At 51.0% G+C, this 13,768-nt stretch carries 11 protein-coding genes and 4 pseudogenes; all 15 read right to left on the bottom strand.

Going from position 1 to position 13,768, the window contains the following annotated elements:
- Window positions 1–162: 162 nt before the first annotated feature.
- A pseudogene (gene proS, locus XI25_RS13240) lies at window positions 163–1,612 on the bottom strand (proline--tRNA ligase).
- 150 nt (window positions 1,613–1,762) lie between these two features.
- Window positions 1,763–3,001, bottom strand: coding sequence for an RIP metalloprotease RseP (gene rseP, locus XI25_RS13235; RefSeq protein ID WP_046679168.1), 1,239 nt, complete (start codon window positions 2,999–3,001; stop codon window positions 1,763–1,765).
- A gap of 164 nt (window positions 3,002–3,165) precedes the next feature.
- Window positions 3,166–4,305 (bottom strand): 1-deoxy-D-xylulose-5-phosphate reductoisomerase, encoded by a 1,140-nt coding sequence (locus tag XI25_RS13230; RefSeq protein ID WP_046679025.1) that lies wholly within the window; start codon window positions 4,303–4,305, stop codon window positions 3,166–3,168.
- Between the two features lie 19 nt (window positions 4,306–4,324).
- Entirely contained in the window at window positions 4,325–5,125 is an 801-nt protein-coding gene (locus XI25_RS13225) for a phosphatidate cytidylyltransferase (protein ID WP_046679024.1), read from the bottom strand.
- Between the two features lie 19 nt (window positions 5,126–5,144).
- The gene (locus XI25_RS13220) at window positions 5,145–5,912 is read right to left on the bottom strand and encodes an isoprenyl transferase (RefSeq protein ID WP_046679023.1); all 768 of its coding nucleotides are present in this window, start codon (window positions 5,910–5,912) and stop codon (window positions 5,145–5,147) included.
- Between the two features lie 71 nt (window positions 5,913–5,983).
- Window positions 5,984–6,539, bottom strand: a pseudogene (gene frr, locus XI25_RS13215) (ribosome recycling factor).
- A complete protein-coding gene (gene pyrH / locus XI25_RS13210; RefSeq protein ID WP_046679022.1) occupies window positions 6,539–7,267 on the bottom strand; it encodes a UMP kinase in 729 nt (242 codons plus the stop codon). Before pyrH ends, frr begins: the two are co-directional and overlap by 1 nt.
- A gap of 379 nt (window positions 7,268–7,646) precedes the next feature.
- On the bottom strand, window positions 7,647–8,297 hold the full coding sequence (gene tsf / locus XI25_RS13205) for a translation elongation factor Ts (RefSeq protein ID WP_046679021.1): 651 nt from the start codon (window positions 8,295–8,297) through the stop codon (window positions 7,647–7,649).
- A gap of 150 nt (window positions 8,298–8,447) precedes the next feature.
- A complete protein-coding gene (rpsB, locus tag XI25_RS13200; protein ID WP_046679020.1) occupies window positions 8,448–9,146 on the bottom strand; it encodes a 30S ribosomal protein S2 in 699 nt (232 codons plus the stop codon).
- 316 nt (window positions 9,147–9,462) lie between these two features.
- Window positions 9,463–10,074 carry a hypothetical protein gene (locus XI25_RS13195; RefSeq protein WP_046679019.1) on the bottom strand — a complete coding sequence of 204 codons (612 nt, stop codon included), beginning with the start codon at window positions 10,072–10,074 and terminating at the stop codon, window positions 9,463–9,465.
- Entirely contained in the window at window positions 10,071–10,607 is a 537-nt protein-coding gene (locus XI25_RS13190) for a hypothetical protein (protein WP_046679018.1), read from the bottom strand. Before XI25_RS13190 ends, XI25_RS13195 begins: the two co-directional genes overlap by 4 nt.
- 50 nt (window positions 10,608–10,657) lie before the next feature.
- Window positions 10,658–11,041, bottom strand: a complete 384-nt coding sequence (locus XI25_RS13185; protein ID WP_235439861.1) for a hypothetical protein — start codon at window positions 11,039–11,041, stop codon at window positions 10,658–10,660.
- Between the two features lie 60 nt (window positions 11,042–11,101).
- A pseudogene (locus XI25_RS13180) lies at window positions 11,102–12,512 on the bottom strand (DUF342 domain-containing protein).
- Window positions 12,513–12,544: 32 nt separating this feature from the next.
- Window positions 12,545–13,334 (bottom strand): annotated as a pseudogene (locus XI25_RS13175) (FliA/WhiG family RNA polymerase sigma factor).
- Window positions 13,335–13,349: 15 nt separating this feature from the next.
- Entirely contained in the window at window positions 13,350–13,766 is a 417-nt protein-coding gene (locus XI25_RS13170) for a hypothetical protein (protein WP_046679017.1), read from the bottom strand.
- Between the last annotated feature and the right edge of the window lie 2 nt (window positions 13,767–13,768).

The raw sequence follows: 13,768 nt of genomic DNA, 5'->3' as shown, positions 1-13,768 counted from the left end.
CGTATGGATGAATCCTGCGCTTTTCTTATATTTCAAACGAAAAGCTTCCGGGGCAGCACCCATTCGTCCTGTTGCCCACAGAGCGTCATGCCATCCAGAAGCTTTCCGGAATATGATTATCTTTTTCGGATGCCGACCATTCCAATAGACTACTTTATCACATTAATAGGCTCTTGCGAATAGAACGGTATGTTTTGCCTTCTCGCCGCAAACGAGGCAAGACGTCTTCTCTTCGTCGGCTTCAAATGGGATATTCCGGCTTGTCGCGCCGGTTTCCTGTTTCACGGTATCTTCGCAGGCAGCCGATCCGCACCAGCCGGCGAGCGTAAAGCCGCGCTTCTCTTCCATGCTTTCCTTCATTTGATCCAGCGTATCGACGGAATAGAAGTGATCCTCCCGGAACTGCTTCGCACGATCATACATTTCCTGGTGAACCTGTTCCAGCATGTTTTGAACCTCCTCAACCAGGTTCGCCTGCTGGACAATCTTCTTCTCGCCTGTGATGCGGGATACCAGAACGCATACGCCGTTCTCCATATCGCGCGGACCGATTTCGAGGCGTACCGGCACGCCCCGCATTTCGTACTCGTTGAATTTCCAGCCCGGACGAACGTCCGTATTGTCATCCACGCGAACGCGGATACCAGCCGATTTCAACTCGCCGTACAGTTCGTCCGTGCGCGCAACGACCGCATCCCAGGTCTTAGGCGGGCCGATCGGTACCATAATGACTTGGGTCGGAGCCACTTTTGGAGGCAGTGCCAGACCGCGGTCGTCGCCATGAACCATGATCAGGGAACCGATCAGACGCGTGCTTACTCCCCATGAAGTCGTATGGGCAAACTCCAGCGTATTTTCGCGGTTCAGGTATTGGATTTCAAAAGCCTTGGAGAAGTTGGTTCCCATGTAGTGGGATGTGCCGGCCTGCACGGCGCGTCCATCCTTCATCATCGCCTCGATGGAATACGTGTCCACAGCGCCCGCAAATTTCTCCGACGGCGTCTTCTGTCCTTTAATGACCGGAATGGCCAGATAGTTTTCAACAAAATCGCTGTAAATGTCCAGCATTTGCATGGTTTCTTTGCGGGCTTCCTCTTCGGTCTCGTGAGCCGTATGGCCTTCCTGCCACAAAAACTCGCTGGTCCGCAAGAACGGAAGGGTCCGCTTCTCCCATCGGACGACGTTGGCCCACTGGTTAATCAATACCGGAAGGTCCCGATAGGACTGGATCCACTTGGAGTACATGTGCCCGATCATCGTTTCGGAAGTCGGGCGAATCGCTAGACGCTCCTCCAATTTCTCGCCGCCGGCTTCCGTCACCCAAGGCAGCTCCGGATTAAAACCTTCCACATGCTCTTTTTCCTTCTGAAAAAAACTTTCCGGAATGAAAATCGGGAAATAAGCGTTGCGGTGTCCCGTCTCCTTGAAGCGGCGGTCAAGCTCTTCTTTGATATGCTCCCAAATTTCGAAACCGTCGGGCTTGAATACGATACACCCCCGGACCGGCGAGTAATCCATCAGGTCCGCTTTTTTTAATGACGTCTATGTACCAGCGCGAGAAGTCCTCTCCCTGCGGCGTAATTTCGGTCACGAATTGTTTATCCTTAGACATAAGAATACTTGTCCTCCTATACGAAAACATCAAAGTATGAAGCAAGATCGGCTGTAAGGTATCTTGAATCCCCTACCGGTCCATGGCCTTACGAAAAAAAAATTACGGCCCGCGTGCGGCTGGCGCACCGAGCCGTAAATCTTCAGTCAGTTAACCGTTAATCAAACGCAAAATGTCGTTATATGTTACGGCAATCATTAACAGAAACAGCATCGCGAAACCGATAAAATGAACCATGCCTTCCCGGTTCGGATCAATCGGCTTGCCCCGCAGCGCCTCCACCCCGAGGAAAATAAGCCGGCTTCCGTCCAATGCAGGAACCGGCAGAAGGTTGAATATCCCCAAATACAGACTGAGAATCGCTGCCCAGTATGTGAGCTGCTCGATGCCCTGCTTGGCGATTTGACCCGTTACCTCAAAGGTTCGTACGGGGCCCCCCAGATCGTCCATGGAAAACTTTTGGATCAGCTGGCTGAAGCCTTGGAATATGATATTCGTCGTATCCACCATCGCCGTTCCCGCACCGGTTATGGTTTCAACCACCCCGGCCGAACGGCTTGGAAGCTCAGGCACGATTCCGACTTTTCCGCCCTCCTGACCTTCCATCGAGCGCGGGGTTAGGGTTACGTTGAATACCTGCTCTCCGCGCCGCACGGTCCAGTCCATGGGCTTGTCCTTGGAATCGGCGATCAGCTGTATCATTTTCTTGTAATCGGCACCGATGGCGGTACCGTTTACCGTTTCGATGATGTCGCCTTCTTGAAGCTTGGCTTCATCGGCAGGCATGCCTTTCGTGATCTCTCCGATCTGCACGTACGACGGGTTCTCAATCGGAATCCCCGCCATTTGAATGTGCAGAGCGAATAATACGAAGGCCAGAATAAAGTTCATAACCGGACCCGCAAAGATCGCCAAGGCCCGCTGGCCGACGGTTTTGCTGCCGAACTGGCGGTTTTTCGGGGCGATTTGGGTTTCCGTGCCCTTGGAAACCATCATGGCCTGGGGATGAACTTCATACTGCTGAAACTCCCCGTCCACGTCCAAACGGAGCGACAGGCGTTCTTCCAGATCGATAAACTGCACTTCCCCGCGAATGACGTTCTTGCGGTTATCCAGTTGATCCAGGTAAATTCGCTTAACCTTATTGTCGCTGTCCAACCTGACGGCTATCGTCTGTCCCGCCTGGATCTCGATCAGTTCCGGATCCTCACCGGCCATGCGCGCATATCCGCCGAATGGAAGCAGCCGAAGCGTGAATTGAGTTTCATTCCGTTTATACGAGAACAGTTTCGGGCCGAAACCGATCGCAAACTCACGAACCAAAATACCCGCACGTTTGGCGAAGTAGTAGTGCCCCCATTCATGCACCGTCACGATGACAAAAAACATGAGCACCGTTAAAAAAAACAACCTGCACCATTTCCAATATTGACATCCCCCTTTTCTCCGAGAACGCAGTATGTCCTTATAGATTATCATTATTCTCCTGTCGGTCACAAGAGAATCACATGCTGTCAGCTTTTTTCAGGGAGATTTGTGATCGTTACGGATTCCTAAAGGCGCGAGGCCAGTTCGCGGGCTAAGCGGTCGCTTTCCTCAATAACCTCCAAAGACGGTTCCGGCTTGTTGTCATGTCGGTTCAACACTTCTTCGATAATGTTTTCAATTTGGAGAAACGATATTTCCCGATTTAGAAAACGAGCAACGGCCGTTTCGTTGGCAGCGTTAAACACGGCAGGAGCCGTCCCTCCCATTTTACCACATTCGTAAGCCAGCCTTAAACAAGGAAAACGGTCAAAATCCATTTCACGAAAATGCAGCTTTCCCGCTTCCGCAAGCGATAACTTCGGAGAACTGGAAGGCCAGCGTTCCGGATAGGTCAAAGCGTACTGTATAGGTACTCTCATATCGGGATTTCCGAGCTGTGCGATGATGCTGGTATCCTTGAACTGAATGAACGAATGAACAATGCTTTCAGGATGTAGCAGCACTTGGATTTGTTCGTAAGGAAGGCCGAACAACCAATGTGCTTCCATGACTTCCAGCCCTTTGTTCACCATCGTCGCCGAATCGATCGTAATTTTTGCCCCCATGGACCAGTTCGGATGCTTAAGCGCATCCTCAACCGTTACCTGCTTCAATTGATCCCGGTTCAGGTCCCGGAACGAACCGCCGGAAGCCGTTAGAGTAATAACATCGATATCCTTTCGGCGCTCGCCGTTCAAGCATTGAAAAATGGCCGAATGCTCGCTGTCGATCGGAAGAAGTTTCACGCCTTTTGCCTCGGCCCGTTTCGTTACGAGATGTCCTGCCGTAATCAGCGTCTCCTTATTCGCAAGCCCGATCGTCTTGCCGGCCTCGATGGCCGCCAAAGTTGAAGGAAGCCCCATGCTGCCCATGACGGCGGTTACGACCATCTCGGCTTCCGTTCCGGCCGCGATTTCGATTAATCCTTCGGTGCCGTAATACAACTGGGTGCCGGCAGGCAGATCCTCTCGAATACGGTCAGCCAATTCCTTGGTAGCCACGGAAACTTTTTTCGGTTTGAACTCCCTTGCCTGTTTAAGGAGCAGATCCGTATTGCTTCCTGCGGCCAAGCCTTCAATTTGAAAAGCTTCACGGTAGTTGGATACCACATCCAAAGTTTGTGTTCCTATGGAACCCGTCGAACCGAGCAAGCTGATTTTTTTCATATCTGCATCTGTCCTTTCCTCAATATGGCAGCAGGCCTATCATATGTACAAAAGGAAACACGATAATCCAGCTGTCGCACCGGTCCAGAATGCCGCCGTGTCCCGGCAGCAGATTGCCGGAATCCTTTACGCCGAAAATTCGTTTATAGGCCGACTGCACAAGATCTCCGAGCTGTCCGGCAACGGCGCTGGCAAGCCCGATAAGAACGGCATTGCCAAGCGGGAGCAATCCGCCTGAAAACAGCGAAAAAACAATTGCGGTCAAAACGGCAATCAAAACGCCACCGAGCGCCCCTTCCACCGTTTTGTTCGGACTGATGGCGGGCCATAGCTTCATGCGTCCAAGCTTGCGCCCGACAAAATAAGCACCGGCGTCGCTGGCCCAGATCGATGCCAGCAGCAGGAATGTCCAAAACAGCCCGTTGCCGTCCGGCGTATTCCGGGATTCCGCAATGGAGGAAAACCCGACGCCGACGTACACGGCTGCCAAAAACAGTAAAGAAACCTGCTGGATGGGAACCCTGTTTTTGCTGGCAACGGTCACCAGCAGAAAGAGCACCATCACCAGCCAGATCACCTGCTCCCAGGACAGGACGAATGAGACGTCCGTCAGCCTCCACGGAAACACAAACGCGAGAACGCCCAGGTAACCGATGATCGCCGTTCCGCCGAACGGTGACATCTTCGCCATTTTGGCAAATTCGTAAAAGCCGATCAGGGACATGGCCAGAACCAGAAGATGATACCAAAGACCGCCCATGAAACATAATCCCAAAAAGACCGCTCCCGCTATAATTCCGGTAATCAATCGCTGTTTCATTACGTCCCATCCTCCAAGCTTAAGTCAAACCGCCGTAACGGCGGGTTCTGTGTTGATATTCGGCAACAGCTTTTTCCAGATGTTCCCTGGTAAATTCGGGCCATAGGATATCGGTAAACCATAATTCGCTGTATGCGAGCTGCCACAGCATAAAATTGCTGAGCCGCAGCTCTCCGCTCGTTCGGATCAACAGATCCGGATCAGGCAGATCGCTCGAAAGAAGCCGTGAACCGATCAATTCTTCGGTAATATCCTCAGGCCGAAGGGTCCCCTCACGAATGTCGCGTCCCATCGATTTAAGACATTCGGTGATCTCCTTGCGTCCGCCATAATTCAACGCAAAATTCAAAACAAGCCCGTCATTATTCGCCGTCCTCGACACCGCTTCTCTCATGGCATCCAGCGTATGCGAAGGAAGATCTTCCGGATGGCCCATCATGGTTACCCGGACATTTTTCTCGATCAGTTCCTCCAGCTCAATCGCCAGAAACTCTTGCGGAAGCTTCATCAGGAAATCGACCTCATCCTTGGGACGCTTCCAGTTTTCCGTTGAAAAAGCATACATCGTCAATATTTTGATCCCCAATTCATCCGCCGCAATCGCCGCTCTCTTGACCGCCTTCATCCCGTTTTGATGGCCCAAAATGCGCGGAAGCCCGCGCTTCTTCGCCCATCGTCCGTTGCCGTCCATGATAATGGCGACATGATGCGGAATATTATCCGGAGAGAGCCGGAACCCCTGCTGACTGTCCTCCTGATTCAACCACGATCGAACCCGTTTGATCATTCCATTTCCTCCAGGCATCACTCTGCTTGAAGAGACCAAAACCCCACCGAAGACGGAGGGGCCGAAGTCTCTTATACTTCCATGATCTCTTTTTCTTTAGCAACGAGTACTTTGTCGACTTCCGCGATAAATTTATCGGTCGTCTTCTGGATATCTTCCTGATGTCTCCGGGACTCGTCCTCGGAAATATCGGTTTTCTCCATTTTTTTTAATGTCATCGTTGGCATCCCGGCGAATGTTGCGGATGGCCACTTTCGCTTCCTCGCCGAATTTCTTCGTCATTTTCACGAGTTCGGTTCTGCGTTCCTCCGTCAACGGTGGAATGGACAGACGGATTTGGTTTCCGTCGTTTGCCGGCGTCAGTCCGAGATCCGATTTCATGATCGCTTTTTCTATATCCCCCAATGAGGATTTGTCCCAAGGCTGAATCATCAGCGTACGGGAATCCGGTGTCGTAATATTGGCAAGCTGGTTTACGGGAGTCGGGGCTCCGTAATACTCCACTTGGATCCGGTCGAGCAGCGACGAGCTTGCACGGCCGGCACGCAGGGTAGCGAGATCGCGTTTTAAAGACAGAATCGCCTTCTCCATGCGTTCTTCAGCATTCTTTTTTACCGATTGCGGCATTAGTCAACACTCCCTTTAACGATCGTTCCGATTTTTTCTCCCAAAACGACACGCTTGATATTCCCTTGCTCTGTTATCGCGAATACGATAAGCGGAATGTTATTGTCCATACACAAGGAAGAAGCAGTGGAATCCATAACACCCAGGTTTTTGTTCAGAACATCCAGGTAAGTCAGCTGTTCGTATTTCTCGGCAGTCTCGTCTTTGAATGGATCCGCTGAGTATACGCCGTCGACTTTGTTCTTAGCCATCAGAATGACTTCAGCTTCAATCTCGGCAGCTCTCAGCGCAGCGGTTGTATCCGTTGAAAAATACGGGTTGCCCGTGCCTGCGGCGAAAATGACGACACGGCCCTTCTCCAGATGGCGAATCGCTCTGCGGCGAATATACGGCTCGGCGATTTGCTGCATCGAAATCGAGGTTTGAACCCTTGTCGGTACGCCGATTTGTTCCAAAGCATCCTGCAGCGCCAGCGAGTTCATCACCGTAGCCAGCATGCCCATATAATCGGCCGTAGCCCGGTCGATGCCGTTCGCGCTGCCGGCGATCCCCCTCCAAATGTTCCCGCCTCCGCATACAATCGCAACTTGAACGCCAAGGTCTACGACCTCCCGAACCTGTTCGGCAATGGAAGTAATGGTATCGGCGTCGATGCCGTAACCGTTCTGGCCTGCAAGAGATTCCCCGCTGACCTTCAAAATAACACGTTTAAATACAGGCTGTTCCAAATGTATACCCTCCACTTTAAGACGGCGCCTTCTGAAAGACGCCCGTTTCAAAAAACGATAGACAGACGCAAAGCTTCTTGCTTGACGGTAAAAATAAATCGGAGCAAAACACCCGTTTCGCCGGAAACGTCTATCGGCACTCTCTTCTAAGAAAGCAGACCGCCTCTTGAATGAAGTTGTCCTGCGAGATAAGGGTAGTCTCTACTCCGAATTTTACACTTTCTTATCTCAAAAGAAAAACTTCTGCCTGCAGCATCGAAAAGTCAACTGCAAACGGTGGGAGTTTTTCTTGATCTAAGGCTACTGTCATATATTTTTAAAAAAGAAGGAACACAATGTGTTCCACTCTTTTGGCAAGACTATGTCAGCCGCTATCGGCTTACTTTTTCACCTGGGACATAACTTCTTCAACAAAGTTGTCCTGTTTCTTCTCAAGACCTTCGCCCAGCTCATAACGGACAAAACGACGGATGGAGATGTTCTCGCCAATCGTGCTGATTTTTTCGTTAAGCAGCGCGTCAATTGTTTTATCAGGATCTTTGATAAAGGCTTGCTCAAGCAGACAGTGCTCTTCGTAGTATTTGTTGATGCGGCCTTCAACCATTTTTTCAACGATTTTTTCAGGCTTGCCTTCGTTCAGGGCTTGAGCTTTCAAAATTTCTTTTTCCTTCTCGAGCTCTTCCGTAGGAACTTCCTCGCGACGAACGTATTTCGGGCTTGCCGCCGCTATGTGCATGGCGATATCGCGCGCGAACTCCTTGAACTGGTCGGTTTTGCCGACAAAGTCGGTTTCGCAGTTGATTTCTACCAGAACGCCGATGCGTCCGCCGCCGTGGATGTAGGATTCCACAACGCCTTCGGTTGCGATCCGTCCCGCTTTGCTTGCCGCTGCGGACAAACCTTTTTCACGAAGAAGCGCGATCGCTTTGTCGATGTCGCCGTTTGTTTCGTCAAGTGCTTTCTTGCAATCCAGCATACCTGCGCCTGTTCTTTCACGAAGCTCTTTTACAGCACTAGCTGATACTGCCATAGATATTCCCTCCAATGTGTGAATTGACTTTATAGTCCTGTTTTTCCAATCATTCGTTGCATTTCTGACCTTAAAAAAAGGGCAGTGAGAGGTTATCCACCTACCAACCACCCTTTTCATTTAATTCATTCTTTATACATCAACCTGATATTAGGCTGTTGTTTCTTCGCCTTGGTGAGCTTCCACAACGGCATCGGCCATTTTGCCGGTCAGCAATTTAACGGCGCGGATCGCGTCGTCGTTGCCCGGGATAACATAGTCGATTTCGTCCGGATCACAGTTGGTGTCCACGATACCCACGATTGGGATGCCCAATTTGCGAGCTTCGGCAACCGCAATACGCTCTTTGCGAGGATCGATGACGAACAAAGCGCTTGGAAGGCCCTTCATGTTCTTGATGCCGCCCAGGAATTTCTCGAGGCGGTCTTTCTCTTTGCGGAGAATGATAACCTCTTTCTTAGGCAACACTTCGAACGTGCCGTCCTCTTCCCATCTTTCCAATTCTTTCAGACGGTTGATGCGTTTTTGGATCGTTTCGAAGTTAGTCAGGGTTCCGCCGAGCCAACGTTGGTTGATGTAGTACATTCCGCAACGTTCAGCTTCTTCCTTAACGGAATCTTGAGCTTGTTTTTTCGTTCCTACGAACAGGATTGTTCCGTTCTCAGCGGCGACGCTTTTTACGAAGTTAAAAGCTTCTTCCACTTTCTTGACCGTTTTTTGCAGGTCAATGATGTAAATACCGTTTCTTTCAGTGAAGATATATTTGTCCATTTTTGGGTTCCAGCGACGAGTCTGGTGACCGAAGTGTACCCCAGCTTCCAAAAGCTGCTTCATGGAGATTACTGCCATCTTCACGCACCTCCTAAATTTGGTTTTTGTGTGCCCTCCGCCAAGGTCATTTCCCGCTAAGACTTCCATTTCGGAAGCACCCTTAACGAAATCACTCTGGCGTGTGTTTTAACACCGTCAATTACTATATCATAATCAAAGGGCGGATGCAATTATTTTTGTGCGCTGCAAAACAGCTTCAACATATCATGTATGTACGGCTGCCGGCCGTTATGGACTACGGCACACCAAGCAGAAACCCTCCCTACGTCCTTTGAAAAAAGCGTTGGCTTGTGCCTCTAAAATATTTCGAAAAACCGCCTCGCTGGCCTAATGGCTACTTGGACGGTTTTTCCGGCGGTTTCGTCGATATTTTGGATATGATGGAGTTTGCATCCTCGCCAGGAGTAAAGTAGAAGGTGCCCTGCTGGATGAATTTATTAATCCCTTTAGCGGTTGCCGCTTTAATAAACGCCTCTTTATCCTTGATGATACCGGCATTCTGCAGTCCCTTCGCCACATCCGCCAAATTTCCGCGCTTGATCACATAGGCGATCTCCGCAGGCGTCGGATCTTTCGGAACTGAAGGCTTCTTGGCATCCGGCGAATCCGCCGGAGACTTTGATTCTTTCGGCGACACGGGTTTTTTGGGCGAATCCGGCGTGCCGGCATCGGACGGCCGGGATGGTGATCCGTTAGAAGTTCCCTGCGATTCTCCGTTCTTGCTCTTCCTTTTCTCCTCCCACTGCTCCTCGGTCATCAGCTCGTCCGAACTTTCAACGACTTGAAGATTTAGAGATTCGGCCGCCTTGACCACCTGCTCCTTGCTCCATTCCCGCTCTTCTCCGGATGTCATGCTGCGTTCGCCCACCAGCATCAGCTGCAGCAGCACCGCCCCGAGCACGAGACCTGCACCGAGCCCCATCATAAACGTACGGTTCTTGATCACGGCGATTCCTCCTGCTTGGCCAGTTGAAAGATCAGTTGAACCTCACCGCGCTGCATTCCGGCTGCCTTGGCAATCATATCGATGGATTTTCCTGCTTCAAACATCTGAAACAGCTCGTAGTAACGGTCTTTAATGGAGGGAATCGGTTGGGGCTTCGGTTCCTCCCCGGCAGCTGCAGATGAGGATCCGGCCGAGATTTCCGCCACTGCCGTCGATATCGATTTTTCCGCTTCATTTAAGCGCTGTTCAACCGCAGCAAGCTGCTGCTCCGTGGAGAGCAGACGCTGCCTGATTTCATTCAACTGCTCCTGCTGCGCAGTCTGCTTGGCCGCCTGCTCCTGCTTCATCTGGCCGACGAGCTGCAGAAGCTGTTCGTTTTCCAGTTGAATTTCTCCCATATACTGCTCCAGGGTAGACTCCATTTCCTTGACAAGCTGATCGCTTGCAGCCGATTCCTCGCGACGTTTGGGAAGCAAAAGCGCATATAGCAGCGCGGCGATTCCTAGGAGGACGATATAGATCCATGGGTTCAAAGCTGTTAACTCCTTTGTGTGCCTTTAATTTCTGCAATCGTTGCCGTCTGTTAAAAGTGCGTGTTCTTCATGCCAGATTTTATGAACTCAAGATCCGACTTCAGGTTCCTTTCATAACTGCCCCTTAAAGGGATATGTCGAAGTTTCGGCCTTTGTACGGATGCTCCACAGGCTGTTCCGGAGCCCGTTCTTTTTTGTCCGTGACCGTCTCCGCCCTGTTCGGGCGAATGCCCGGATCCGCCATCCCGGACCGCGGATTCCGCCGTTTCGTCGATCTCCGTACTCCTCTGGGCAGCCTGTCTGCTCTGCTTGATATGTTCCCCGGCCAAGAACGACTGGTCCTGGGTCGGACGCTGATGATGCTCTTGTTGGATTCTGCTCGCCTCACTGGTCCGCGGCACCGCAATTTGCATTTCCACCGATTTCAAACTCAATGGAATCACCCCGTCCTGTTGTAATGGTTGTGTCCGGCTTGATAATAATAAAAAGGCGATCTACAGCATAGGCACCATCGTGATGTCACCCTCATGATAATAAAAAGAAACCCGTTGTGTCGGATCCTTGATGAAACGGGTGTATCTTCCAATCACGATTTTCGCCCCGCCGTATATCGTTTTGATGATGTCCACTTTGGCTTTTCCCGTATCCTCCAGCATACGCTCAATTTCAAGCATGCGTTCCCGGGTTTCTTTCTGTTCGGCCATATTGGATTTTTTTGGTGGCATTCAGCTTGATGCGAAGCGCGAGCTTATCCGGCGGCAGTTGTCCCGACGCGGCCAACTGGTTCAATAGATAAAGCGCTTTATCCGTTTTGTCCATGCTTTCCAGCTGCTGCTTTAATTTGACCCTCAGCTCGCCCAATTCGTTCCGGAGCTCGGGCAAAACGCCTACTTCGATGACGGTCGTCGTCGACGTGCTGTTTCCGACCGTGCGCGCAACCACTCTCTCCCCGGCTTGAATGCTCCCGCCGACGATCAATCCCTTTGTACCGTTGCAAAAGACGTTTTGGCCCGCCCGGACATTCGAATGCATGATGCTTTGGGAAACGTTAACGTCGGCTCCCGCAATGACGTTGCCGTCCTGGACGAACGCGCTTTTGACGTTATGCCCGGCTTTGACGTAACCCTTGTTGTAGCCGATGATTCCTCCGGAAATATCAATCGAGCCCTCCGCTTCCAGCTCCGCGCCTTCCACGAACCCGGTGATCCTGATGTCCCCGGCCGCTTTTATCCGGAAGCCGGATAATACGTTTCCACGAATCACCACGGTCCCTACAAAATCGATGTTGCCGATGCTGTAGTCAACATCCCCGTTGATCTCGTAAACGGGAAACACGTTGATTTTGCCTTTTTCCGTTTTCGTAAGCAGGCCGTCAATGGCGGCGTACATGACGTTTTGTTCCGGATCGACCACCACGTTTTTACCGATTTTAAATTGGGCCTCTTTACCCGGTTTGCATGGGATTTCTTCCCCGGTAACGGCTGTGCCGGGAACGCCCGGCTTTGCCGGAATGCGCACGGCGAGAAGCTGTCCTTTTCTGACATTGTTCAGCCTGGTAATTTCCTTGTAGTCGACCTTCCCGTCTGCCGTCTCCAAGGGACGGGATGTCTCTTTGTCCCCAAGGTCCACCTTAAACTCAATCCGGCCGTTTTCCCCATGGACAGGTTCCGTCCCCATTGCTACAGGCGTCCTGCTGTATTGGTATTCTTCCGCATGCCCGGCGATCCGGTTAATCGCATCATGCTGGATCCCGTACTTGATTCCTCGTTTCCGAAGAAACTGCTCGAGTTCCTCCGGCTCGCAGCCAAAGCCTTCTTCCCAATCGGAAAGCTGCACGTACGCAACGGTTTTATCATCCGAAAACGTAACTTGAAAAAATTTCTCCAACGCATAATCTACAGACAATTCATGGAACCCCCTTCCTCGAATGACCGAATTCAATCATTCTGCATCAAAAGATCCTTGTCCTTTTCCAGAGCAGCCCTCAGCCTTAATATCGCTTTCGAATGAAGCTGCGATATCCGGGACGGCGACAAGGACATGACCTCGGCTATCTCGCTGAGCGACAAATCCTCGTAATAAAGCAACGAGACTACCGTTTTTTCCTTCTCCGTCAGCTTGCCGATTCCCTTGACAAGAGCTTCCTTAAGATAAAATTCATGTACCTTATGGTCCGGATTTTTCGCTTTCTCATCCACCAAGAGCGACATGCGGGTCTCCGATTCCTCTTCGCGGATCGGATCCTCCAGCGAATTCAGCGTCATGACGGCCACTTCCTGCAGCATATGCCTGAACTCCTTTTCCGAAACCTGGAGGTATTCGCTCATCTCTGAGTCGCTGACCGTCCGTAAATATTTTTGTTCCAGCTGCTGGTATGCGGTTTCGATTCTTTTGGCTTTTTCGCGGACGGAACGCGGAACCCAGTCCCCCTGTCTCAGCGAATCCAGGATAGCGCCCCGAACCCTCCATGAAGCATAGGTTTCAAATTGCAATCCGCGTTTATAATCAAACTTCTCAATGGCATCAATCAGACCCATTACTCCATTGCTGGCCAAATCTCCCTTGGAAACATTTCGGGGAAGTCCAATTGCCAAACGGCTGGAAACATAGTCAACGATGTGCAAATGATTTTCGATCAGTTTCTTTTTTCGCTTCTTGGTCTCCATTTTCCTTCCATGCAGTCCACAAATCCGCATGATTCAGGGGAGAAGCTTTACGCTCGTCCAATTGCCTTCACCATCCTTATTTTTCTGTCAGGTGACGAACGGCCTTGGCCAGTTCTTCGGGATTCTTGTTTGAAACCAGCTTGGGCGGGTCTAATGGAACAAATGCGCCGCCCTCCGGCTTGTTCTCAGGTTCCTGTTTTAAAAGATTCATTAATTCTTCGTCATCTTGAGACGGCGTCGTCATGTCGAACCTGGCGCCTACCTGTTCCTCGGGCCCCGCATCCGTTACGTTTTGCTTTGCTGAAAGATCGGCAGGCGCAAAAGCCAGCGTAAATACCCATCTCAACAGGTATGCGAGCAGAAACCACGCGGCAAAAGCTATAATTGCCCGGTTCAGACTGGTTAACCAAAGGTTATTGCGAATGGAGAAAAGAAACGTAAATATGAATCCGGCCGCGCCGGCCCACAAGTTATATCGAAGTTTTCCTATCATGG

Source organism: Paenibacillus sp. DMB20 (assembly GCF_000987955.1).
Classification (GTDB): Bacteria; Bacillota; Bacilli; order Paenibacillales; family Paenibacillaceae; genus Paenibacillus_AQ.
The sequence above is the reverse complement of the archived record's forward strand: the minus strand, read 5'-3'. Positions and strand labels throughout refer to the sequence as shown.